18 protein-coding genes and 1 pseudogene are annotated in these 24,244 nt (G+C 38.3%); 17 read left to right on the top strand and 2 right to left on the bottom strand.

Annotation, left to right across the window (positions count from 1 at the left end):
- Window positions 1–335: 335 nt before the first annotated feature.
- Window positions 336–923, bottom strand: coding sequence for a hypothetical protein (locus A8805_RS18190; RefSeq protein WP_109713800.1), 588 nt, complete (start codon window positions 921–923; stop codon window positions 336–338).
- Between the two features lie 585 nt (window positions 924–1,508).
- Here A8805_RS18190 and A8805_RS18195 point away from each other — a divergent pair.
- The 16 genes from A8805_RS18195 to A8805_RS18270 all read left to right on the top strand — a co-directional run bounded on the left by A8805_RS18195 (window position 1,509) and on the right by A8805_RS18270 (window position 23,101).
- Window positions 1,509–2,120, top strand: a complete 612-nt coding sequence (locus tag A8805_RS18195) for a molybdenum cofactor guanylyltransferase (protein WP_109713802.1) — start codon at window positions 1,509–1,511, stop codon at window positions 2,118–2,120.
- Window positions 2,121–2,140: 20 nt separating this feature from the next.
- Window positions 2,141–2,968 (top strand): formate/nitrite transporter family protein, encoded by an 828-nt coding sequence (locus A8805_RS18200; protein ID WP_109713805.1) that lies wholly within the window; start codon window positions 2,141–2,143, stop codon window positions 2,966–2,968.
- Window positions 2,969–3,012: 44 nt separating this feature from the next.
- A complete protein-coding gene (locus A8805_RS18205) occupies window positions 3,013–3,498 on the top strand; it encodes an NAD(P)H-dependent oxidoreductase subunit E (protein WP_109713807.1) in 486 nt (161 codons plus the stop codon).
- Window positions 3,499–3,518: 20 nt separating this feature from the next.
- The gene (locus A8805_RS18210; protein WP_181392906.1) at window positions 3,519–4,781 is read left to right on the top strand and encodes a complex I 51 kDa subunit family protein; all 1,263 of its coding nucleotides are present in this window, start codon (window positions 3,519–3,521) and stop codon (window positions 4,779–4,781) included.
- A 94-nt stretch (window positions 4,782–4,875) separates the two neighbouring features.
- On the top strand, window positions 4,876–6,081 hold the full coding sequence (glp, locus tag A8805_RS18215) for a gephyrin-like molybdotransferase Glp (protein ID WP_109713809.1): 1,206 nt from the start codon (window positions 4,876–4,878) through the stop codon (window positions 6,079–6,081).
- Between the two features lie 88 nt (window positions 6,082–6,169).
- The gene (fdhF, locus tag A8805_RS18220; RefSeq protein ID WP_109713811.1) at window positions 6,170–8,893 is read left to right on the top strand and encodes a formate dehydrogenase subunit alpha; all 2,724 of its coding nucleotides are present in this window, start codon (window positions 6,170–6,172) and stop codon (window positions 8,891–8,893) included.
- A 215-nt stretch (window positions 8,894–9,108) separates the two neighbouring features.
- On the top strand, window positions 9,109–9,693 hold the full coding sequence (locus A8805_RS18225) for an SOS response-associated peptidase (RefSeq protein WP_109713813.1): 585 nt from the start codon (window positions 9,109–9,111) through the stop codon (window positions 9,691–9,693).
- 292 nt (window positions 9,694–9,985) lie between these two features.
- Window positions 9,986–10,702: a LytR/AlgR family response regulator transcription factor gene (locus A8805_RS18230; protein WP_109713815.1), complete on the top strand. Its 717-nt coding sequence runs from the start codon at window positions 9,986–9,988 to the stop codon at window positions 10,700–10,702.
- Window positions 10,699–12,027 carry a sensor histidine kinase gene (locus A8805_RS18235; RefSeq protein WP_109713817.1) on the top strand — a complete coding sequence of 443 codons (1,329 nt, stop codon included), beginning with the start codon at window positions 10,699–10,701 and terminating at the stop codon, window positions 12,025–12,027. The genes A8805_RS18230 and A8805_RS18235 overlap by 4 nt, the downstream gene beginning before the upstream one ends.
- A gap of 35 nt (window positions 12,028–12,062) precedes the next feature.
- Complete coding sequence (locus tag A8805_RS22215) at window positions 12,063–12,212, top strand: hypothetical protein (RefSeq protein ID WP_181392907.1); 150 nt, start codon at window positions 12,063–12,065, stop codon at window positions 12,210–12,212.
- A 124-nt stretch (window positions 12,213–12,336) separates the two neighbouring features.
- Window positions 12,337–15,486, top strand: coding sequence for a type 2 lanthipeptide synthetase LanM family protein (locus A8805_RS18240; RefSeq protein WP_109713819.1), 3,150 nt, complete (start codon window positions 12,337–12,339; stop codon window positions 15,484–15,486).
- A 936-nt stretch (window positions 15,487–16,422) separates the two neighbouring features.
- Window positions 16,423–16,845 carry a lactococcin 972 family bacteriocin gene (locus A8805_RS18250; protein WP_181392908.1) on the top strand — a complete coding sequence of 141 codons (423 nt, stop codon included), beginning with the start codon at window positions 16,423–16,425 and terminating at the stop codon, window positions 16,843–16,845.
- 488 nt (window positions 16,846–17,333) lie between these two features.
- Complete coding sequence (locus tag A8805_RS18255) at window positions 17,334–19,502, top strand: hypothetical protein (protein WP_109713825.1); 2,169 nt, start codon at window positions 17,334–17,336, stop codon at window positions 19,500–19,502.
- Entirely contained in the window at window positions 19,499–20,122 is a 624-nt protein-coding gene (locus A8805_RS18260; RefSeq protein WP_109713827.1) for an ABC transporter ATP-binding protein, read from the top strand. The genes A8805_RS18255 and A8805_RS18260 overlap by 4 nt, the downstream gene beginning before the upstream one ends.
- Window positions 20,123–20,372: 250 nt before the next feature.
- On the top strand, window positions 20,373–21,695 hold the full coding sequence (locus tag A8805_RS18265) for a transposase (protein ID WP_109713829.1): 1,323 nt from the start codon (window positions 20,373–20,375) through the stop codon (window positions 21,693–21,695).
- 164 nt (window positions 21,696–21,859) lie between these two features.
- The gene (locus A8805_RS18270) at window positions 21,860–23,101 is read left to right on the top strand and encodes an IS256 family transposase (RefSeq protein WP_109713831.1); all 1,242 of its coding nucleotides are present in this window, start codon (window positions 21,860–21,862) and stop codon (window positions 23,099–23,101) included.
- 180 nt (window positions 23,102–23,281) lie between these two features.
- Here A8805_RS18270 and A8805_RS18275 read toward each other — a convergent pair.
- A pseudogene (locus tag A8805_RS18275) lies at window positions 23,282–23,896 on the bottom strand (IS3 family transposase); the annotation flags it as partial.
- A 113-nt stretch (window positions 23,897–24,009) separates the two neighbouring features.
- Between A8805_RS18275 and A8805_RS18280 the strand changes: the two are divergent.
- The coding region (locus A8805_RS18280) for a transposase (RefSeq protein ID WP_420319480.1) at window positions 24,010–24,244 on the top strand (235 nt) is incomplete at its 3' end.

A 24,244-nucleotide genomic window follows, 5' to 3' on the forward strand; every position in this document is an offset into this window, starting at 1 on the left:
GAACTACTAATGTTCAAGAAGGTATACTTATTGAACTACTAACGTTCAATATGGTATGAGTTCATGTTACCACGGCAAAGGAATTAGGAAAATCTCATCTTTCTGCAACATCATTGTTGCAAGATGTGGGCATATTTTACAAATAATCCGCGCAATATTAATAATGATTGATAGTTTTTCACAATGTATTTCTAAATATTCGCTTTTTTACTTACAGGGAATAAAAAATGCGTATAATAGGTGGGGAAAACAGCGGCAAAAACGGCTGTTGTGGAATAGTGCAGCATTCTGTAAATAAAGGGCACTTCCGTTGAGTGGGAAGTGCCCTTTTTCTGTCAGAAGCCGGTTTGGAGTTTTTGTGAAAGTTCGCCGTAAACAAACTCAGCAAAAGATTTTTCATCCTGGGGCAGGATTACATCAGCATATTCCATAACTGCCTCTGCCGTTGGTTTTATGACAGAGGCTGTGCTGCTCTGAATCATAACGAAGAAAGCCGGTTTTGATACCAGGCGTGCGCTGTTGGACTCACATAGAATCAGTGCATCTTCCGGCACAAGCTTCAGTGCATCTTCCAGGGCTTCTTTTATATTTTCTTTAAAGGCCCGGATTAGATAAACTTTTTGAGCTCCGGCCTTTTTCAGCAGCATTGTATCTTTTGTACCAGTTCCGTTCTCTTCCCTTATATCAAAGCAGCCTTTCAGACCCTTGCAGATTCCGCAGCCCTGCCCTCCCCTGGGACATATGTCACCATGATTTCTTATAGAAATCAACTTGAATGCGACAATCGGCATTTTATCTTTAAAGGCATCAATAATCTGAATAGCCAATGTTGTTTTGCCGCTGTTTCGACCTGTGGCTCCAATCAGTACCATATGTTTCACTTGCAAAAGCTCTGTATTTTCTATATTTGTCTCTATATTCATATATACTCCTGTCCTGTGAATTCACCATATTGTTTTAATAAAAATAACATTTTTTGCTTTACAATAAACTTATCTTTATGAAATTTTTATAAAAAAACTGGCTTGGAATAAAAAATTTCTTTTATTATAACGCTTTCCGAGCTGAGTTTCAACATGGGGAAAATCCGGAAAACCCTTAAAAAACGTGATTTCTTTAACAAGACTTTTGCTCCTAGATTAGTATAGTAGTTCCTTTTAGGCAGTGAGTGAGAGTATATTAGTTTAAAAAGCTTAAGCAGAAACATAATGAACAATAATTTCGTTAGAAAACTACTTATATTGTCTGAAAATTATAAAGTTAATGTGAAAGAAGATTGAGAAAAATGTAACAAGAAAAAAGCTACATTCCTTATAATTGTGCATTATAAATAAAATAAAAATATATAAGCGCGATTATTTATTAAAAGTTGACATGTTTTAAATGAGATGATATCATAAGAAATAATCTAAAAATTTTTTAGCTTGAGAGCTTATAACCTAAAAAATTTTTAGGTTGTCGTTACCGGTGGAGTTCACAAAAAATACGATTGGAGATTTTCTTCAAAGATGAGTGAAAAAATCAAAAATGTAACAGCCGCCGTTTTATGCGGCGGAAAAAGCAGGAGAATGGGTTTTGATAAGGCATTTCTGATGGATGAGGAGCAGTATTTGCTGCTGCAGACAGTCAGAGAACTGCAAATTCTGTTTGAACAAGTCGTTCTGGTCAGCAATACTAAGGCCAAGTTTGAAGACCGGACGGGTTTCAGGGAGATTCCCATTTTAGAGGACTTTTATATTGAAAAGGGTCCTATAGGCGGAATAAGTACTGCGCTGCAGGAGGTTCAAACGGAATATATTTTTGCTATGGCTTGTGATATGCCTTTACCGGATGTCAGTCTTATAGGGCGGATGTACCGGAAACTTGGGCGGAAACAGGTTTTAGTGTGCAGTCATGAGGGGAAATTGGAACCTTTGTTTGCTTTTTACCATAAATCCTGCCTGCCTGCTTTTGAGGAACAGATTCGAAAGAATGAACTAAGGCCCCGCAGTGCATTTTCTTCTCTGGAAGTTGAAATGTATCATTTAAGTGGCGAGGAGAAAAGAAGTATCGTGAATCTGAATACACCGGGAGATGTTCAGAAGTGGAATGAAAAAACGGCAAAAAATGAAAGAGATTAGTTAGATGGGAGGCCAAACATATGGGATTTTTTAGTCAGACAGAAGTTGTAGATATTTTAGGGGATAAAGCGAAAGCAAAGAAAGAGTTATCTTTTATAAAATTATTTTTACTTTCTATTTTGGGTGGCGCATTTATTGCATTGGGTTTTTTAGCTTGTATACGAGGTTCAGGAACTATACCTGCCGAGTGGGGAAGTTTCGGAACTTTAATAGGAGGCTGCCTTTTCCCCATAGGGCTTATAGGAATCGTGCTGGTAGGAGGAGAGCTGGCTACCGGTAACATGATGACTATGGCTATTGGAATGTTTCAGAAAAAAATTTCTTTTATAGATCTGATTTATAACTGGGTTATGGTTATGTTGGGAAATATGGTGGGATGTATTCTTGTTGCTTATCTCTGGGGGCACGTTGTAGGTATGACAGAAGGTGCTTTTCTCGATAAAACTATGGCTATTGCAAGCGCACGTATCGGTGATGCGCCATTGGTGGCATTTATTTCTGCCATAGGCTGCAATATTTTTGTCTGCATGGGGGTATGGCTTGCTACAAGTGCTAAGGATTATCCGGGAAAGATTCTGGGAGCCTGGTTCCCGGTTATGATTTTTGTAGTAATCGGATTCCAGCACGTTGTGGCAAATGCTTTCGTTATTCCGGCAGCAATCTTCTCAGGAGAGTCTGCTATCACATGGTGGGCTTACTTGCAGAATACAGTGATTGTTTTTCTCGGAAATGCTGTGGGAGGAGCTTTGGCATTTGGTTTGCCCTGTTTTTTGATGTATGGCAGGAAAGAGAGCACTGATACTGAAAAGGTGCTTTCCAAAGCTGCAAATGCTGCATCGGAGAATTAAGAAGTAATGACAGGTAAGAACAAAGTATAGAAAGGATCATTACGATGGATATAAGAGAAAGAAATGAAAAGCTTAGAATTATTCATCAGGATGGAGGAGAGCAGGAAAACATCCTGGAGATTTTAATTGATCTTCAATTCGCTTCGGAGGAAGGATATATCGACGAGGAGACTGCAGCACTGGTAGCACAGGAGTTACATATGACGGAAACCAGGGTCTATGAAATTGTAAGTTATTATGCAATGTTAAAGGAAAAGCCACAGGCAAAATTTGTCCTGAAAGTCTGCAACAGTTCACCCTGTCATTTCTCCCGCTCGGAAGAGGTTATTTTATCTCTGGAGAAAAAGCTTGGTGTACCTATAGGAAAGACCACGGATGACGGTCTTTTCGCTTACCACTACATTCCTTGTGTAGGAGCTTGTGATATCGGGCCTGTAGTTAAGATCAAGGACACCGTATTTGGCAGTCTCGACGATGATAAAATATCATCTCTGATTGATGATCTGCGAAACGGCGAAGTGGTTGTATAGGCGAAAGGAGAGAAATAAAAATGGCATTGAAAGAACCAGTCCTTTTAAAACGAGTGGGAAAAATGACAGACCCCACCTCTGTTGAGGAATTTACGAAATATGGCGGTTTTGACGCATTGAAGAAAGCCGTAATTATGGATAAAGAGACGATTTTGGATGAACTGGATACGGCACAGCTCCGGGGGAGAGGGGGTGCCGCCTATCCCCTGGGACGGAAATGGCGCCATCTATATGGAAGCCAGAATACGCCCAAGTACATAGTCTGCAACGCGGACGAAGGGGAACCAGGAACTTTTAAGGATAAGATGCTTTTGGAAAAAGACCCTCTCAGTGTGATTGAGGGTATGGTAATCGCAGGTTATGTGTTTGGCTCAAACCACGGCTACATCTATATCAGAGGAGAGTACCGCCATATTCAGGCAGTATTTCATCAGGCGGTAAGGAATGCCCGGGCAGCAGGATACCTTGGGAAAAATATTATGGGGATTGAAGGATTTGACTATGATCTTCATATTATTTCCGGCGGCGGCGCTTATGTCTGTGGTGAGAACTCCGCACTCCTCAATTCTGTTGAGGGAAAAACAGGACGTCCCAGGGTAAAACCTCCCCATTTGGCAGATGTTGGACTTTACTTGAAACCTACGCTGGTGAATAACGTGGAATCCTTCGCATGCGTTTCGGCAGTTATCAATATGGGCGGGGAAGCGTTTTTAAATCTGGGAACAAAAGACGGAGGCGGAACAAAGCTCATCTGTCTGTCCGGACATATTAAAAACCCTGGTGTCTATGAAGTTGAACTTGGCATGCCTCTTGACGAAATACTTTACAGTGAAGAATATGGCGGGGGGACCTCCACAGGAAGGCCTATTAAGTTTATTCATTTCGGAGGACAGTCAGGTCCTATCGGGACGAGTGAGCAGATTAAAGACCGGCTGTATGACTACGGGGATTTCTGGTATAACAAGCTCGCAATAGGCTCAGGAGCTATTGTGGTAATGGATACCAGCGTAAATGCTATAGATTATATGACCAGTGTTATGGAATTTTTTGTGCATGAGTCCTGTGGAAAGTGTACTCCGTGCAGGCTTGGCACCACCCGGCTTTTGGAGTTATTTAAAAAATTTCAGCGCCATGGAGGGAAACAGGGCGATATTGAAAAGCTTGAAAAAATGCTGGAACACATTACGAATCTCTCCGCCTGCGGCCTGGGACAATCGGTATCTGTTTCCGCCAGATCTGCTTTAGCAGGTTATAGGGAAGAATTCGAAGCTTGTATCAACTAAGCTGTTACTGATGATACCGTGTGTTTTTGAATACAGAGTATGTGCGGCAGATATAAGGCTCGTCTAAAGCGGGACTGAGAAAGGAGGAAGCGGATTGATTGAATTAGAAGAGGCCCTTGACCTGTTGGTGAACAGCGTAAAGACAAACACAAAAACAGAAAAGCTGGATATTTTATCTGCCTTTGGAAGAATCTGCGCAAAAGATGTGACAGCTGGAATTCCTGTTCCTCATTTTCCAAAATCAGCAATGGACGGATATGCGGTCAGAAGCCAGGATACAAAGGGGGCTTCAATGGAAAATGCGATTTGCTTTCAGATAGCCGGTGAAATATGTGCAGGGGATTATCTTTCTCCGGCAGCAGAACCCTTCACGGCAGTACGGGTCATGACCGGGGGTATAGTGCCGGATGGCTATGACTGTGTGATACGCCAGGAAGATACAGACTATGGGCAGGAACAGGCAGAGGTATATGTGGAAGCAAAGCCCTGGGAGAACTATTGCCGGATTGGAGAGGATATTGAGGCCGGAAGGCACATCATATCCAGAGGAACCCGTTTGAGATCGGGGCATATCGGTATTTTAGCCAGTTTAGGAATTGCGGAAGTTATGGTGTTCAAAACCCCAAAAGTCGGCATCATTTCCACCGGAAATGAACTGGTGCCTCTTAACCGGCCGATCGGAAAAGTCGGAGTATACCCAAGCAGTGCCTATACGATTGCTGCCAGATTGAAAGCGAAGGGCATTGAGGTACCTTTTATGGAAATCTGTGCTGATGATTCCAAAATATTTTCAGATATGCTGGATGAGAAAATCAATCAGGCAGACCTGATTATTACTACAGGGGCAATCTCTGTAGGAAAAAAAGACTTTCTGCCGGAAGCATTGGAAAAAATGGGAGCAGAAAGACTTTTTCAAAGAGTAAATATGCGTCCCGGGACACCTGTTATGGCGTCCAGATACAAAGAAAAGATAATACTTAGCTTATCAGGTTATCCCTTTGCGGCCATGGTTAATTTTCAGATGTTTTTCTGGCCGGTTCTGGCCAGACTGGTGGGAGATGATTCTCTCTCATGGAAAAAAACGAAGAATGTCGTGGCAGAGGGAAGTATTAAAGTTTCCAAAAAGAGACGGTTTCTCCAGGCGTTTACTGATGAGGACGGGGTTCATATATATGACCGGAACCAGCATTCCTCCGTTTTGTCCGAGATTATTCATTCAAACTGTATTATTGACCAGAAGCAGGGAACGGGTATTTCACCCGGTGATACAGTCGATATAATCTATTGGAGTGAAGAATAGACGAAGGAAGACACATATTACTAACATTTAATGATGAAACAATAAGATGAACATAAATAAGATTAATTCAGAAAGGAAGTATGTTTAGATGGTTACAGATTCTGCTATCAAAACGGTTACACTTACCATAGATAATAAGTCTTGTATTGTACCAAAAGGCACAACGATTTTAAAAGCGGCCCAAAGCATAGGCATTGATATCCCTACGCTTTGTTACATGAAGGAACTTGTCCCGGACGGCTCTTGCCGTATATGTGTGGTAGAGATAGAGGGAGGGCGGAAAGGTGGTCTTGTCCCGTCCTGTGCCGAGCATTGTGCCGAAGGCATGGTCGTTTATACCCGCTCCCAGCGGGTTGTAGAAGCACGTAAATTTATACTGGATCTGCTTCTTAGCGACCACACTCTGGAATGTTTTTCCTGTGCACGCAATGGAAGCTGTAAACTACAGGAATATTGCCTTGAATATGGCGTTGAGAGAACCAGTTTTAGAATAGGCAAGCGTACACCATTTGGAAAAGGAGACACCAGCAACCGCTTTTTCGAGTTCCGGCCTGATAAATGTATTATGTGCCGGAGATGTGCACATGTATGTGAAAAGCTGCAGGGGCGTGATGTACTTAGTATAGCCGGGCGGGGCTTCGATACCCATATCTCTACATGTTATGATATTGCACGCACTGATCCGACCTGTGAATCCTGTGGAAACTGTGTCTCTGCATGTCCTACAGGAGCCCTTTCTTCCTACGACCAGAAAAGAAATTACCGCTCCTATGAGGTGGCTTCGACACAGACTACCTGTCCGCATTGTGCGGTAGGCTGCCAGTTCAATCTTCTGACGAAGAATGGCAAGATAGTTGGAGTCGACCCTGTGGATGGTCCGACAAACAAAGGATTGCTTTGTGTGAAAGGAAAATACGGTTCTTATAAATTTGTTCATTCAGGTGACAGGCTGACAACTCCTCTGATAAAGAAGGACGGAAAATTTGAACCGGCCACATGGGAAGAGGCATTAGGCCTTATTGTAAATAAACTTACTCAGATTAAGAAAAAAGAAGGAGCAGATGCAATTGCAGGTTTCTCCTGTTCCCGCTCAACAAATGAGGACAACTATATGTTCCAGAAAATGATGCGGGCAGCGGTAGGAACCAATAACGTAGACAATTGCGCCCGCGTTTGACACAGCCCTTCAGTTGCAGGTCTTGCAACTACGTTGGGTTCGGGTGCCATGACAAACCCGTTTGATGACATTACTGCTCCTGATGTGGATGTCATTATGCTTGTAGGTTCCAACCCGGAGGAAGCACATCCGGTACTGGGAACCAAAATCCGCCGCGCGGTGCGCGAGGGATGTAAATTAATCGTCGTTGATCCCAGGAAGATTGACCTGGCTAAAAACGCTGAGATTCACCTTCAGTTGAAACCAGGAACAAATGTGGCCTTTGCCAATGGCATGATGCATATTATTCTGGAGGAAGGTCTGGAGGATGCAGAATTTATCAAATCCCGTACAGAGGGATTTGAAGAACTTAGAGAAATTGTGAAAGACTACACACCTGAAAAGGTGGCGGAAGTTTGCAATATTGATGCCGGGGAGCTTCGCAAAGCGGCACGTTTGTATGCCAAAGCAAAGAAAGCTCCTATCATGTACTGTCTGGGAGTTACAGAACACTCTACTGGTACCGAGGGGGTAATGAGTTTGTCCAATCTGGCAATGATGGTAGGTAAGATCGGACGTTCCGGATGTGGAATCAACCCCATACGGGGACAGAATAATGTGCAGGGTGCCTGTGATATGGGATGCCTGCCGGGAGACTTCCCCGGTTACCAAAAAGTGAAAAATGAAGATGCGCTGAAGAAATTCTCTGAGCACTGGGGAGTACCACTTAACCCTGCAGTTGGTATTACAGCTACCCGGATGCCCGGTGCGGTAGCAGAGGGCAAGGTGAAGGCGCTGTACATTTTCGGAGAAGACCCCATGCGCACCGACCCAGATATCGGCCATATTAAAAAGATGCTCACAGGCTTAGAATTCCTTGTAGTTCAGGAATTGTTCATGACAAAAACAGCCGAACTTGCAGATGTAGTTCTTCCGGGTGTATCCTATGCAGAAAAAGAAGGAACATTTACTAATTCCGAGAGACGGGTGCAGCGTGTCCGTAAAGCAGTGGAGCTTAATCTGGGAATGAGGCCGGATGTGGAAATATTCTACGACATTATGAATCGTCTGGGATATCCTCAGCCAAGACTTAGTGCCAGTGAAATTATGGATGAAATTTCAGAACTCGTACCTTCTTTCCGTGGTATAAACTATGCCCGCCTTGATGCAGGAGAAAGTCTGCACTGGCCGTGTATGGATGAAAAGGATATGGGTAAAGCTATTCTACATGTTGGAAAGTTTACCAGAGGGCTTGGATATTTCTATCCCGCACAGTATAAGCCATCAGCGGAACTTCCAGATGAAGAATATCCATTTCTTATGATTACAGGGCGTATGCTGTACCACTACAATGCCGGTGCTATGACACACCGCACAGAGGGAATCAGTGAACTTCATTCATCCTCTTATATGGAGATACATAAAGGAGATGCTGAGGCTCTCGGAATTAAAAACGGGGACCGTGTAAAAGTAGCTTCCCGCCGAGGTGAAATTGAGACAAGGGCAGTTGTGGGAGATAAGGTAAACTACGGTGAGGTATTTATGACCTTCCATTTTGATGACGGAAACGTCAACCATTTGACAAATGCAGCCATCGACAGTTTCGCAAATGTGCCGGAATATAAAGTCTGCGCAGTACGTATCCGGCGTGCATGATAAATAATTAAATAAGCACAAGCTTTTAACCTTGTGACTTTATACTGCAGATAAAGCTTGCTTTTGAGGTATAGCATTGAATATATAGGAAGGAGTATTCAATGCTATACTTTTGTATTTATGTTTGATACAATTAGCCAATAAACACCCGGATATGAAATGAAAATATAGAGTTAAAAAACAAAATGTGAAATGTGGGTTCAAAGGAGTACAGCATGTGCGGCAGATATTATATAGGGAAGTCTTTGACATATAGGATGGAGGAGATTGTCGGGGAGGCTGACTGCAGGATTGAAGAGGAACAGTTTAACAGAGATGTTTATCCTACAGATTTGGTGCCTGTGATTGTTGCCGGGCAGCAGGGATTAAAACTGACCTGTCAGCGCTGGGGGTATCCGGGGTATCAGGGGAAAGGTGTAGTTTTTAATGCCAGAGCCGAATCGGTTATGGAAAAGAAGATGTTTCATAATGGAATCCGATACAACAGAGCAGTGATTCCTGCGGGCGGATTCTATGAGTGGAATCAAAATAAAGAGAAGATTACATTTTTGCGAAAAGATTCGCCTGTTATATATTTGGCGGGCTTTTACAGCCGGTTTGAAGATGGAGAAAGGTTCGTTATTCTGACAACCGCAGCCAATGAATCCATGGTAAAAACTCATGACAGGATGCCTTTGATTTTGGAGGAAGACCAGCTGGAGGGATGGATTAGAAACAACGGGATGACTGCAGAGATTTTAAGGCAGATTCCGGTCATGCTGGGTAAAGAGGTGGATTATGAACAGCAGACGTTGTTTTAAAAGGAAAAATAAAGCGTTCAATTCTCAATGAGAAAATGAAAATTTTATCTGAAGTTACAGAACATGCCATAGCATATGAAACTGAACCACCTAAAGAATCATTGGAAAAAGAGTAAGGATTCTACCGTTAAAGGTCAAAAAATTACATTTGAGGGTCAGAAGAGTGAAAAAAAGTAATAAATATGTTATAAATAATTTGCTTATACTGTAAAACAGGAGATGAAAGTTTCAAAATCAGCAATTGTTGAGATGATAAGCATCAAACAGTATTTGTTTGATTAGAGGAGTACATATGATTAGAATAGGTATCGTTGATGATGAAGAACCAATGCTGGGGATTGTCCAGTATTATATTGAAAAATCGATAGAGCCTGGGGATAAGGTAGAAGTTTTTACGTTTTTGAATGGGGATATATTTTTAAATGAAGTGAGACGTGGAAGTAAATTTGATATATTATTTACAGACATTCAAATGACAGTGATGGATGGAATGGAGCTAGGAAGAGAGATAAAGCAGCTGCAGCCAGATTTGTATGTTGTGTTTATTACGTCCCACATGGAATATGCGGCGGAAAGTTATGTGATAGAGGCCTATCAATATATTCTGAAACAGGATATGGAATGTAGGCTGCCAATAGTCGTACGGCGGTTGATTAACAAAATCAGCAAAGATGAGGGCGGAGAATATAGATTGGCAGGAACAACCAATATACAGAAGGTTTTTTATCGGGACATCATTTACATTTGTAAAGCGAAAGGCTCTAAGTATATTCAATATTTTACTGTAGATAATGAATACAAAGAACGTGCAACTTTGGAGCAAATATTTCGTGAATTGCACAGTAAGGAATTTATACTGGTAGAACGCAGCTATATTGTAAATATGAAACATATATACAGAATAAGTGGAAATACGATTTATTTAAAAAATGATATTCAGGTTGCAATCAGCAGGGCGAGGCTTTCAGAAGTAAAGAAAAAAATCAACGAGTACTGGGGGCAGTTATGACAGGGAAAATTGTAATTTTACAGGGACTGCAGACTGCGGTAAGTATTTTTGAAATATGGCTGTTATACCAGATTTTGTACAATACTATTATTGAGAAACAGTATCTGAAGAGAAAAGAAATCTGTGTAATATGGGGTAATATTATTATTTTAGGAGTGCTGTCATCAATTAATCGTAATCTTCTCTTTTTTTCTCATAGCATGTTTATAGTGCTTGTTATAATCACGATCTTTTGTATATGGATTATAAAGAGAAAACATTTAGCTTTAATTATGGGGCTTACACTTACATATTATTCTTTTATAGCCCTATTGGATTTTCTGTTTGCTTTTGCAGGAATATCCTTTTTAGGCAGGTTGTTTAACCACACGGTATATTTTCAGGGAATGACTCTAGAAAAGCTTGTTATATACATATGTTCACGTATCATTGCGGGGACCATAGTTATAGCAATTAAAAAGCAGCATCATATTAAAATGCATATTTTAGAATTCCAGAATATTCTCTTGGTGATTAGTATTATGTTCTGTGTATTGGTAAGGCGATATCAGGTGATTTTAGCCGAAATGGTATTTCGTATGAGACAGATGGAAGGGAAAAACACCATAATTTCACTGATGATAATGATTATAATTGTAAGCTTTATTGGAATCTTGCTCGTCAAAAATAAAATAATACAAAAAGAAAATAATTTTCTTATATTACAGGATGAGATGGAACGGCAGAAATATGAAGACTTATCTTTGGCTTTAGAGAAAAACAGAGAATTGGTTCACGACATTAAGAATCATTATCTTGTTTTAAAAGAATATGAAAGTACAGGTGATTATGAAGGTCTAGGTCAGTACTTAGAAGAAATCAGTAAGGATTTTGTAAAAGTGAACTGGCAGGAGCATACAGGTATCCGGATACTTGACTTAATTCTGTGTCAGAAGCGGATAGAGGCAGAGCGAAAACGAATAGACTTTGAGTTATGGACAAAACCATTTTCAGATTTATCTCTTGTTGACAGTGAAATCTGTGCCCTGTTTGGCAATTTGTTGGACAATGCAATTGAAGCATGTGAGCGAATTGATTCAGGAGAGAAAAAAATTAGTATTAGAATTGAAAAACAGAAGTATCTGTTTTTTATAGAGATCTGGAATACTATCAGTAAGGTGCCAAAGAAGAAAGGTGAGGGGTTCCTTTCTTCAAAATCGAACCGTGATATACACGGATATGGGTTAAAAAGTGTCAAACGAATTGTGGATAAATATGATAGCGTTATTTCATACAAAGTGGAAGGGAAAAAGTTTATTGTAAGTGTATCTTTCTTTGATGTGTGAAAACGTTTCATAAATAAGAGGCAGGAGGGATAAAAATGCATTTGGAACAAAATTTAGATTCCGCAGGGGATTTGTTTATGGAGTTGGATGAACAAAATAAAATAATTCCTGATGAGGATAATGTGGAGATGGGAATTTCTCACACCTCAGGGTGCGGCGTGTTTTTAACTATTTATTGTTGTTAGAGTATGTAATACTAACGGGCAGAATGTTGTCAGAAAACATTCTGTCCGTTAGCATTTTATGCTCTAAGATGTAATTTTTAAGTAATATAATGGATCTTTTCATGTGATTTGAGGGGAGGCGGAAATGGATAAGAATAGAAGTTATCTATCAGAGCGGAAATATACAAATAATATAAAGTTACAGCAAAATGGTAAAAGTCAAAAATATGAGTATTGGAAAAAGATATTGGGAGAAAAATCTTTTGCTTATCTGCTAGAGAATGATAGTAATTTTAATGGATTTATAGAGGATAAAGATTTCAGTGAGTCAGGGGATGTAAGGCCTCAATTTTTTCTGAAAAACAGTGCAAAGTGGAAACTGGGAATTAACACATCATTTTATTATGAAAACAGTGAGGGGAAAGTGCTTTTTGAGGAGTTTTATAACGGATATTTACAACACAGTATTGATAAGTTAAAGACAAATTTTAAAGAAAAAGGGGAGTATTTGACAGAAGAAGCCTATTCAGATTTTGCGATACACTTGGCAGAGCAGCTGCAGGATATTTGTCTAAGGACTCTGATTGCGCAACTGCATTTTTATAAGCAGGCTGATAAATTGCGGGGAATAAGCATTGAGGAAGAGTATGATTATTTCTGCCGAAAGTGTATCGGGACGGAATCATTCGTAAAGCATTTGTTTGCAAAGTACCCTGTTTTATACAGATGCATAGAAGATAAAATAAAGCAGATGGTTCATTATTATACGGAAGTAATAAATCACTTTATAGTGGATAGGAACAAAATCCGGAAATATTTATGTGGAGGAAATCCCGTTCATAAGATAATAGGAATTAAGGGGAATTTTTCAGATACACATAATAATGGCAGACATGTTTTGAGAATTCAATTGAATAATAACATGGAAATTTTGTATAAGCCACGCTCTATGGAAAATGAAAAGGTATATCACCAATTATTGGACTGGCTAAGCCAGGAAACAAAAATAATGCAGTATAAGTATCTTTTCATTTCCGGTTCTGATTATAGTTGGAGTTCTCTTGTTGAATATAAATCTTGTAAATCACAGAAACAATTGAAAGATTATTATTTAAGGCTGGGGGTACAATTATTTCTCACTTATTTTTTAGGTACAAAGGATTTGCATTGTGAGAATGTGATTGCTTTTGGAGAATACCCGGTTTTAATTGATTTAGAGCTGCTGGTAAATATTCCGGGCTCTAAAGAGAGAAAGACGGTAAATAAGGAAATATATCATCAGCTTTCACAGTCTGTATTGTATACAGGCCTTTTACCCTTTTATTATTGGAATCAGAATGGCGAGGGAATAAACAGCAGTGCGATAAATGGTCTGAGCGGGCAGCAGTATCCATTTAAAGTGCCTTTTATTGCAAATGAGAAGACGTCTGAGATGCGAGTCGAATATCATTACCCGGTTTCAAAAAATGTACAGAACTTGGCAAAAGTTGATGGAATATTTTATGAGCCGTACTTACATAGAAAAGAACTTCTGGATGGTTTTATAAAAGCGTATCAGCAGGTGGTTTATAATAAAAGTGGATTCCGCAAACTATTAGAAAAATTATGTGTAGTAAAGAGCAGATTTTTGGCGGCAGATACACAGCGGTACAGTATGATACTATCGAGTTCTTATCATCCGAGTTTGTTGATGGATGGAGCGGCTAGAGAAGTTTTCTTATACACTTTATGGAAAGGAAGAAATCAGCAGGATAAGAAGATTATAAAAAGCGAAGTGGAAAGTTTATTAAAAGGAGATATTCCCTACTTTTACTATTATGTAAACGAAAGAAGACTATTAGACAGCCAAGGGGAAATCGACAAAAATTATTTTTCACATACAGCAATAGGAAAATTATATGATAGACTGGATGCTTTAGGTAAGGAAGATATGCAAAAACAAATGGAATATATTGAATTGTCTCTGAATCTGATGCCTGATGGTAAGGAAGGGTACATAAATAGAGTGTATTCTGTGAAAAGAAATACATCAACAGACTGGAATATAGACACAGAGAAAAAAAGTGTACTGATGAGCAGGAAAATGACCTGGGAACGGCAAATCGTAGAACTGACGAGGCGTATTCTAAATAATGCGATCTGGAACCAGTCCGGTACAGAGGTAAGCTGGTTCACAGTACAATTATCTGCATACGGAAAACCAAACTGGGAAGTGAAACCTATGAATTTCTATTTATATGATGGGTTGTCTGGTATGCTGCTGATTATGTATGAATTGAACGGGCGGCAGCAAAATGAAGAAGCTAAAAAAATTTATGAAACGCTGAGAACTATGCTCTTTCATTATACAGATGCGGGAAACAAATCTTTAGCTCACTTGAATTCCAGAAGTACAGGGGCTTATGAGGGGGAAAGCTCTGTAGTATATGCGTATTTACTTCTGTATCAGATAAGCCATGAAGAAATGTATCTAGAATATGCTAAAAAGCACATCCAGATAGTGGAGCAGTTATTAGATGAGGACAGCAGATATGATTTACTTACAGGCAATGCCGGCGCGGCATGGGTCCTTATTTGCTTAAATGAAGTGACAAATGAGAAAAAATATTTGAAGCTGGCGCAGCGGGCGGTAAACCGATTGAAGAGAACAGCGAAAAAGCAGGAGAAGGGGATTGGATGGATTGTTCAGCCAGAAATGCCGGCGATGTCAGGTATGGCTCATGGGAACAGTGGAATTTTAATATCAGTGATTACTTTGTGGAAATTAACCACTGAAGATAAATATGCACAATTGGCTGAGCAGATATGGCTGTATGAAGAGTCTCTTTATCATTCTGAGAATCATAACTGGGAAGATGTTCGTGCAAGAGATGAAAAAGAAAAGGATATAGGTACAGTTGCATGGTGTCATGGAGCGGCAGGGATTTTGCTATCGAGGATACGATGCTATGAGGTAGTAGAGGATTTGGTATGGAAAGAAAGATTTAAAAAGGATATTTTGAGAGCATATAGAATATTAAAAGAATACTGGAGACGTGACAGCTATAGCCTTTGCCATGGAACGTATGGAAATCTGTGGATATTAGAAATTGCGGAGCAGAACATGCTACGGTACGGAATTCTTGAGAGAAACTCGGAGACAGGGCGTCTGGACGAAGAATGGGATATAGAGGGTGCGGTTAAGCTCCTGCCTCAGGAAAGGATGAATCCGGGACTTTTAAATGGATATGGAGGAATTTTATATTATTTGTTGAGGAGATTAAAAAGTAAAGAAGGTTGTTTTGATAATCAGTAAGGGGAAGGGTAAGTATCAGGGCAAATTTTTTTCTAAGCTCCATTCGAGGTCAGAAAAGTGCAGCTTAGGGTCTAGGGCTTGTTTTAAAGCACCATGATGTTATTATGTGATTATAAAAAGTTCATCCAATTAAGGAGGTGGCTATGAAATATTTGGAGAGATTTTTGAGGGTAATATAATTCTGTTAGTTGTAAATATCCGACACTAAAGAATGTTCCCGTCAAAAGACTGGCATAAAGGATTCTAAATGGATTTCACCCCCACTCCGTGGCAGATTGCTGAATGGAAGTTTTATTTCGGATAAAAAGTTTGTGAGTTTTATCATCTGAACCACTACCGCAAAAATATCATTCGGGATATTACACCACAGAAAAGCAGAACTAAAAGTTTTTACAAAGTTCCGGTTTTTGGCTTTCATCCTATATTTCTGACATTTTTGGTGGTACGGAAGAAACATTATTCAGTTCCTTGCAGAGCAGGGGTCTATTAATAAAGAGATATTGAACGATTGTTCGAAAACCAAGATCAGAAAGGGCATTGATGAAACACTTTTTGCAGTAAATAGAGCACTCTCAAGTCATTAGTATACTTATTTGTCGGCATGGTATTGGAGAATCAAGCAAAAGAAGGGATTAAAAAGTGATTGTCGCTTTAGTCCGAAAACTTCTCATAATCATCTATACCAAGCTAAAACAGGAGACTTTATTGATATTATGCCTTTATGAATGCTGAAAACATTTAGTGTCAAAGAACAATGTTTATTACAAGCCATTTATTTTTGTAGCAAAGAATATAAGTAGATATGTAGAGAAACGGCGGAGGCTCATAGAGTTAAGACATAACAATAACGTGGCCAAACGATGTAAAATGCATTTACATATAGCATGCCCGTTGGTTGCAAACAGCAGGCAAATGATAAAACGAAAGGAGAAAAGTATGAAAAAAAAGATTATTGCAATTTTAGGATGTATGTGTGCATGCTTATTAGTGCAAGGAATCCCTGTTATGGCGGCAGAGCAGAATGACAAAGAGGTTGTATACGCAGAGCAGGAAGTAAATTTGGATGAGTATATGCAGGATCAGACTATGCCTGCAGTACCAACTGTGATTTATGGAGTAAAACCAACTTTGGAGAGGGGGAGGCCAAGTTCCCCTAATGCTGACGGAGGATACTTTTGGGTAGAGTGGGGCGCTGAAAGGCATTATTCCCTATTTGACCATTCTTACAAGGTTCATAGAACATCAGCAGGAAATTCAAAGACGACGGTACGTGGTGATTGGACGGCACAAGGATATAGAGCAAGTACATGGTGCTATTCAACTCTCACAGGTAATACTGCGTACTGGGCAACGCAATAATTAAGGAAATATTTACTGATATATAACCGTTAAGTGCAATAAATTTATCTGATGGTTATCTGGTAAGTTGTGGGTTGAATAAGCCCAGTTAAACCTGGGAAATGTAAGAGATATTAGTCATCTACTAGGCAGGCATCAGGTATATGGTAATTGTTACACAGAGAAGTCATCTTTCCCCTTATATATAGGTGTCTAAGCAACTATTTTAAGAAGGAAAGATGATTTCAATGGTGAAGAAAGTTAAGTCATATACAAATGTGAAAAGGATATGTAAAAATTATATACACAAGTTGGTAAGTACGCTACTTAAATTGAATGCATCGGGCTTTATGTAATTGTTGATCTCTTGGGAGGCTGGTAACAAGTGCAGAATCTAGTGATTTGAACGAAATGGTGTCCGACGCTGTGAGAAGTTGGCTCAGTAACAAGGCTTATAATTAAAATGTGAGCCACTTGTTAGATGGGCACAGTGTTTTATAGGGAGAGTTATGAAGAAGTTTATTAGCTTAGCTTTAATATTGATTTTATCAACAATTAGTTTTCAGGGGTTTATTTTTATCAATAATGAAAACTTTGTTGATCGAGTATTTAAAAAAACAAATATTAAATTTAATTTTATCAATAATGAGAATGAAGCATTTGATTTAGAAGAATTTACGAGAAAGCTTTTTGAGTTTTCAAAAAGAAACGAGGTTAACATCTCTCAATATGAGTTTGTTGATGACGCAATATTGAATATTTATTCCACCAAAAGAGAAATAGAATGGAAACCTGTCAATAAGGGAGTGTTGGATCAGGAAACGTATTTGACAAACCATACACGGAATAAGAGTAACCAAGCTGTAAGAATGTATTTTCCAATTACTAATATGGACATAAATATTTATGATTTTAGTAAGGTTAAAAATGTTGGATTAGGGAATGAATTATATATTAATTCTACGGATTCATTAGTTATTAATAAATTTAAAAATGAATTTTCAATGTATGGTATAGAAGGTATAAGTGCCGTAAATATAAATAACTTATTACTAGTTAATAAATATTTTATTAATGGGGTCATATTCTGCTTTTTAATAACTGTTTTATTTATATTTATTTATTTATTTATGCATAATAAAGAAATTATACTTATGAATTTTTGGGGGTATTCATTACTAAAAATGACAAGTAGTTTTTTGAAAAAGTTTTTTGGGATTTTAGGCATAACATTTTCAATAGTAATAACTATAATGATATTAATAATTTCAAAATCTGCAGGAATTAATCAGGTTCCATACTATTTGCTACGTTTTGTATTTATATATTTAACAATTTTGTTATTCATGTTTATGCTTATTATGCTATTTACTAAAGTTATTTTATTTTATAGTAGAAATGTTGAGGGAACTAAAGGGAAAAAAGCATTTTTATATTCTAAATGGATAGTCATAGTTTTAAAAGTTGGGATTTATTTTTTGTTTTTGTCTACGATAGTAACTGCTTATTATAATGGAGAGAGATTGAAAAGCAAAACAGATGAAGGCAGTTACTGGAATAAAATGGAGGATATATATAGAATTCAGTACAGTCAATTAGATGAATCGGTTGACAGTAATTTAAAAGCGGACAATGATTTGAATTCAAGACTGGAAAAATTTTATCAATTATTAGATAATAAAAAAGGAGCATTTCTGATTGATGCAAGAAATTATTATCTCTTAAAGTATGAAAATAATTTGCCCAAGTACGCTTATGAAGTAAATGCTGATGCGTTTTATATGCGGAATGGGAAAAGAATAACAATAAACGAAAATTATCTAAAGTACAATCCTATTATGGATGCTGATGGTAAAGATGTTATAAACTCTGTGTATCATGATGATAAAGTGTTGAATATTCTAGTGCCTATTCAATATAAAAATTACGAAAATCAGATCATTGAAGAATATATTAATGAATTTTATTTTCAAAAAGTGGAAGTTGATAATATTTATAATAGAGAATTAGGATTCCTAGAAAATGAGACAAAAAAAAATGAATTATCAATAAATTTAATATATGTAAAAAGTAACCAGACATATTTTTCATATAATGCATTATTGGGTGATGATAAAAATTTTATTAAAGATCCCATTGTAGTTATATATACTGGTGGAATGAATAAGTCGTATATTGCAGCACTGGTAACGTCGTCACTCTATTTTGAAAATCATTCGGAAGGAAGAGCATATGAAAGTATAGAAGAGTTAATAGCACAAGCGAATGTGCCAGAAATTAGGCAAGTACGTTCAATTTATAGTGAATCAAATAATCAATTAGTAAGCTTAAAATATGAAACAGTACAGTATTATTTGAATTCAATGCTATTATTACTCTTTCTTATGTTTGTTTTAATTCTCTATATGTGGCTATATTATAGTTTAAACACCGTCACTATTGGAATAAAAAGTGTTTTGGGTTATTCGACATTCAAACTATTTTTAGATGCTTTAATATTAAATGTATTATTAGAAATTATGGTGGGTTTGATAATCTATTTTACATGTGGACAACTTCCATTCGTATTTATTGTAGTTGTGGTTATATTATCATTTGAGATAATATTATCGCAAATAATAATTAGAAGATTTAGCAATAAAAGTATAGGAACAATATTAAAAGGAAGGATGTTATGATTAATTTAAAACATATTTATAAAAGCTATGGCAAAAAAAGGGTTCTTTCAGATTTCAATATGAATATTGCAGAAAATGAGTTTGTAGCTATCGCTGGAAAGAGTGGGAGTGGAAAAACAACGCTTATAAATATAATTGGGTGTATTGATAAACCTGATAAAGGAGATGTGGAGATTAATGGAATAATTAATCCCAACCATAGAATGATTTTGAATTTAAGAAGAAATACATTAGGGTATATTTTTCAAAACTATGTTTTGATGGAAGAAGAAACCGTTAAAAAAAATTTGGAGCTTAGTAAGGCATACAATCCCCTTTGGAGTGTTGAAAGAGTGAATGAAATTTTAGAGCTTTTGGAATTAGATAAATTAATATTATCTCAAAAGGTTTATGAACTGAGTGGTGGAGAACAACAAAGAATTGCCCTAGCAAGAGCCTTGTTAAAACCTACAAATATTATTTTAGCCGATGAACCAACAGGAAATCTGGATGAGGAAAATACAGATAGAATTATTAAGATTTTTCAGTATATGCAAGAAAAAGGTAAAACAATAGTATGTGTTACACATAATGAAAGGATTGTTAATTTTGCAGATAGGAAAATTAAATTAGAGCCTTGACGCGACAGTGTAACTGACATCCTTTTTTTCACCAGCCTATAGTAATGAATTGAAGATGGGTTATCTTACAATGGAGAAAATGAAAGAGATGAAGAAGAGGGGGTACCAAAGCTGGTTTTTAGGCTTTGGTACATGTCCCGGGAGGGGGTGCGGAGAGAGTGTGAAAGTTTGGACCTGTTGACAAACTAACAAAATCAGCCTTAGATATGGTAAAATAGAAGTAGAAAACCATGTCAGGAGGCTGATTTTTATGATGGGAAAACAAGATACACAAATACAAATGGTAATTCTTAATCTTGATGCGATGATTCCATCGAATCATCTTCTGAGACAGATAAAAAACACTGTAAACTTTGACTTTATTTATGAAAAAGCAGCTCCCTACTACGCAAGTACTGGCAGGAAGTCTATCGATCCTGTTGTTCTGTTTAAAATGCTGTTAATTGGGTATTTATATGGAATTAAATCGGAACGAAGATTAGAGGAAGAAGTTTCTCTCAATCTTGCTTATCGTTGGTTTTGTGATCTCGATCTGATGCAGCGTGTTCCTGACCACTCAACTATAAGTCAAAACAGAAGACGTAAATTTCATGACAATAAGCTATTTCAAGAACTATTCAACGGTATTATTCTTCAATGTATCAATCTGGGACTTATTAGTGGTGAAGTTGCAGTTGCTGACGGCTCATTTCTCCCTGCTAATGTTTCCTTACAGAGTTCGATTGAATCTGTAGACTTAATAAAACAATCCACGATTCGCTATCTGGATGAGCTGGAAGAAGAGATGTCCTTACTTCCAGGATATCAGAAACCGAAAATAGTCGAAACACAAAAAAGAACGTTAAAAAGCCAAACAGATCCAGACTGTGGATATATCAATCAAAAAAGCAAAAAAGGACTTGGATATTTGACGGAAATGACGATCGATACCGCAAATGGAATTGTAACAGGAGTGGACTGCTATGCGGCAAACCATAGGGAAAGTGATTTGATCTTAAATCACTTAAAAAAACAAAAAGAAGTACTGGGATATGCTCCGGTGAAACTAGCTTTAGATGGAGGATATGATGTTGGTGCAGTGCATAGAGGGTTGGAACTTCTTGGGGTAGATGGGTATACTGCAATTCGTACCTACCAGAATAATGCTCTAAAAAAGGGATTTGAATATGATGCCGAAAACGACTGCTTTGTATGTGAAAAGGACCAAATATTAGCTTTTGAAAAACTGGTGTATAAAAAAGGCAGCATGAATTATTACCGCCTTTATAAACGCATGCGTAAGGATTGCATAGAATGTGAAAGGCTATCTCACTGTCAAATTGATCAAGGCAGTGTGCGGATCAATGCCAGTGGTAACTATCCAGCATTTCATAGAAATAAGCAAAAATACAAAACATCAGAATACTACCGTGTTATGAGGCTGCGAAAAATTTGGGCGGAAGGTACGTTTGCAGTATTAAAGCGTGAACATAAATTAAATAAAATTCAAAAAAGAGGCATTGGGAAGGCAACGGAAGAATGTCTGTTATCAGCTGCGGCATTAAACTTAAAAAGGATGGTAAAGGCTTTATAAATGGCGCTTTACCATCCCTTTTTCTATGTTATAAATTCAGGGAATTAATGCAAAGATATTGGAAAGCATAAATATGGGGTTTGTCAACAGGTCCAAGTTTTTCTGTAAATAAATGATTATAAGAGTCTTCTATGATAAAATAAAAAATCATAGGAGGCTTTTTTATGGCAAAACAAAAGAAACCTGTACACAAAGTACAAATGACGGAAGGAAAACGTAACATCATTCACCAGCTCTTAGAAGAATACGATATCCAAACAGCTGAAGATATCCAGGATGCGCTCAAAGATCTCCTGGGCGGCACCATCAAAGAAATGATGGAAGCTGAGATGGATGATTATCTCGGATACGAAAAATCAGAGCGTTCAGACAACGATGACTATCGTAATGGCTACAAAAGTAAGCAAGTCAACAGCAGTTACGGATCAATGGAAATCGAAGTGCCACAGGACCGAAAATCTGCCTTCAATCCTCAGGTGGTCAAAAAACGCCAGAAAGATATTTCTGACATTGACCAGAAGATCATCTCCATGTATGCAAAAGGAATGACTACCAGGCAGATATCCGAAACCATTGAGGATATCTATGGTTTTGAAACTTCGGAAGGTTTTATATCCGATGTGACCGATAAGATACTCCCTCAGATCGAGGACTGGCAGAGCAGACCCTTAGATGATGTGTACCCAATCCTTTATATTGATGCAATCCACTATTCTGTACGTGATAATGGCGTTATCCGTAAACTGGCTGCTTATGTAATTCTGGGCATCAATACAGAGGGGAAAAAAGAAGTGTTAACCATCAGTGTTGGAGACAATGAAAGTTCAAAGTACTGGCTGTCGGTATTAAATGAACTGAAAAATCGGGGTGTGAAAGATATACTGGTTATCTGTGCAGATGGTCTCTCAGGGATCAAAGAAGCGATTGCCACGGCATTTCCCAAAACAGAATACCAGCGCTGTATTGTCCATCAGGTAAGAAATACGCTGAAGTATGTTCCTGACAAAGACCGGAAGGCCTTTGCTGCGGATTTAAAAATGATCTATCAGGCGTCAGACGAAAAGAAAGCTTTGGCAGCACTGGACCGGGTCACAGAAAAATGGACGCCAAAATACCCGAATTCCATGAAACGCTGGAAGGACAACTGGGATGCGATTTCTCCGATATTCAAGTTTTCAGCGACTGTCCGGAAGGTCATATACACAACCAATGCAATAGAATCGCTGAATTCCACATACCGGAAACTGAATCGTCAGAGGAGCGTGTTTCCAAGCGATACTGCTTTGTTGAAAGCCCTGTATCTGGCAACATTCGAAGCCACCAAAAAGTGGACCACTACAATCCGGAACTGGGCTCAGGTCTATGGTGAACTGAGTATTATGTACGAAGGGCGGCTGCCAGAATAAAAGAAACGACCCATTCAAAACAGGCGGAAATGCGCCTGCTCTTGACATGCCCTTTCGTAGCTGTTATAAATAAAACAAGGGTGAAAAACTGATTTTTCAAGCCTTTCACCCATTCTTATCATAGAAGATTCTTATTTACAGACTTTTCTTCATAGTCCCGGTGCGGACATAAAGTTGGACTTACACTGATAATCCAAGGTTACGTCTATATTCCACTGGGCTCAATCCCCCAAGTGAAATCTTTATTCGTTTTTCGTTGTACCATTTAATGTAACTATCCAGGTCCTGAACGAAATGTTCTATGGAAATGCCAGCCCATGACTTTCCATAGAACATTTCATTTTTTAGTCTACCAAAAAAACCTTCACAAGCAGAGTTATCAGGTGAACAGCCTTTTTTTGACATAGAACGAGGTAAGCCTGCTTTTTCCATCTGCTCAATCCAACCAGGCCATCTATAGTGACAGCCACGGTCAGTATGTATGACCGGCAACTCGCCTGTTCTTAATCCGGAAATTGCCGCATCAAGCATGCTGTTTACAAGTTCTGCCTTAGGACTTGTTCCTATTGTCCAGCTAACTATCAATCCATCAAAACAATCAACCATTGGCGACAAGTATACTTTCCCGGCCGGAAGGGCAAATTCAGTGATATCAGTTAACCATTTTTTGTTCGGAACATCTGTATGAAAATCTCGGGATATGATATTTTTCACTTCCGGACTGATTTCTCCTTGATAAGACTGATATTTTCTTTTATTTACAAAGCGAACAACCAAAGATTCCTCTTTCATAATGGGAGAATCCCAAAGATTGTGTAAACCTCCAAACTGATGTAAGATAATTACAACAGTTTGGAGGTACTTTTATGCCAAAGAGAACAAGAAATGAATCACCACAGAAACAAGCAATGCGGGAAATGATGAAAGACTATCTGAAAAATAATGATGTCAAAGTAAAGGATGGGGCCGATGTCAACTCTGTTATGAGAGATATGATGTCCGTATTGCTGGAAGGAGTTCTAGATGAAGAACTCAATGAGGAATTAGGCTATTCTAAGTATGATTACCGCAATAAGAACACCGATAATAGCAGAAATGGTCATTCTTCTAAAACCATGCATACCACTTATGGTGACATGGATG

Origin of the sequence: Faecalicatena contorta (assembly GCF_003149105.1) — a bacterium.
Taxonomy (GTDB): Bacteria; Bacillota; Clostridia; order Lachnospirales; family Lachnospiraceae; genus Muricomes; species Muricomes contortus_C.

Bases quoted from the DNA above. Each gene is read 5' to 3' on its own strand.
- A8805_RS18210 (WP_181392906.1), top strand. From the start codon at position 3,519: ATGGCATTGAAAGAACCAGTCCTTTTAAAACGAGTGGGAAAAATGACA.
- A8805_RS18225 (WP_109713813.1), top strand. From the start codon at position 9,109: ATGTGCGGCAGATATTATATAGGGAAGTCTTTGACATATAGGATGGAG.
- A8805_RS22215 (WP_181392907.1), top strand. From the start codon at position 12,063: ATGCATTTGGAACAAAATTTAGATTCCGCAGGGGATTTGTTTATGGAG.
- A8805_RS18255 (WP_109713825.1), top strand. From the start codon at position 17,334: ATGAAGAAGTTTATTAGCTTAGCTTTAATATTGATTTTATCAACAATT.
- A8805_RS18250 (WP_181392908.1), top strand. From the start codon at position 16,423: ATGAAAAAAAAGATTATTGCAATTTTAGGATGTATGTGTGCATGCTTA.
- A8805_RS18195 (WP_109713802.1), top strand. From the start codon at position 1,509: ATGAGTGAAAAAATCAAAAATGTAACAGCCGCCGTTTTATGCGGCGGA.
- A8805_RS18205 (WP_109713807.1), top strand. From the start codon at position 3,013: ATGGATATAAGAGAAAGAAATGAAAAGCTTAGAATTATTCATCAGGAT.
- A8805_RS18240 (WP_109713819.1), top strand. From the start codon at position 12,337: ATGGATAAGAATAGAAGTTATCTATCAGAGCGGAAATATACAAATAAT.
- A8805_RS18190 (WP_109713800.1), bottom strand. From the start codon at position 923: ATGAATATAGAGACAAATATAGAAAATACAGAGCTTTTGCAAGTGAAA.
- A8805_RS18230 (WP_109713815.1), top strand. From the start codon at position 9,986: ATGATTAGAATAGGTATCGTTGATGATGAAGAACCAATGCTGGGGATT.
- A8805_RS18260 (WP_109713827.1), top strand. From the start codon at position 19,499: ATGATTAATTTAAAACATATTTATAAAAGCTATGGCAAAAAAAGGGTT.
- A8805_RS18270 (WP_109713831.1), top strand. From the start codon at position 21,860: ATGGCAAAACAAAAGAAACCTGTACACAAAGTACAAATGACGGAAGGA.
- A8805_RS18265 (WP_109713829.1), top strand. From the start codon at position 20,373: ATGATGGGAAAACAAGATACACAAATACAAATGGTAATTCTTAATCTT.
- A8805_RS18200 (WP_109713805.1), top strand. From the start codon at position 2,141: ATGGGATTTTTTAGTCAGACAGAAGTTGTAGATATTTTAGGGGATAAA.
- A8805_RS18235 (WP_109713817.1), top strand. From the start codon at position 10,699: ATGACAGGGAAAATTGTAATTTTACAGGGACTGCAGACTGCGGTAAGT.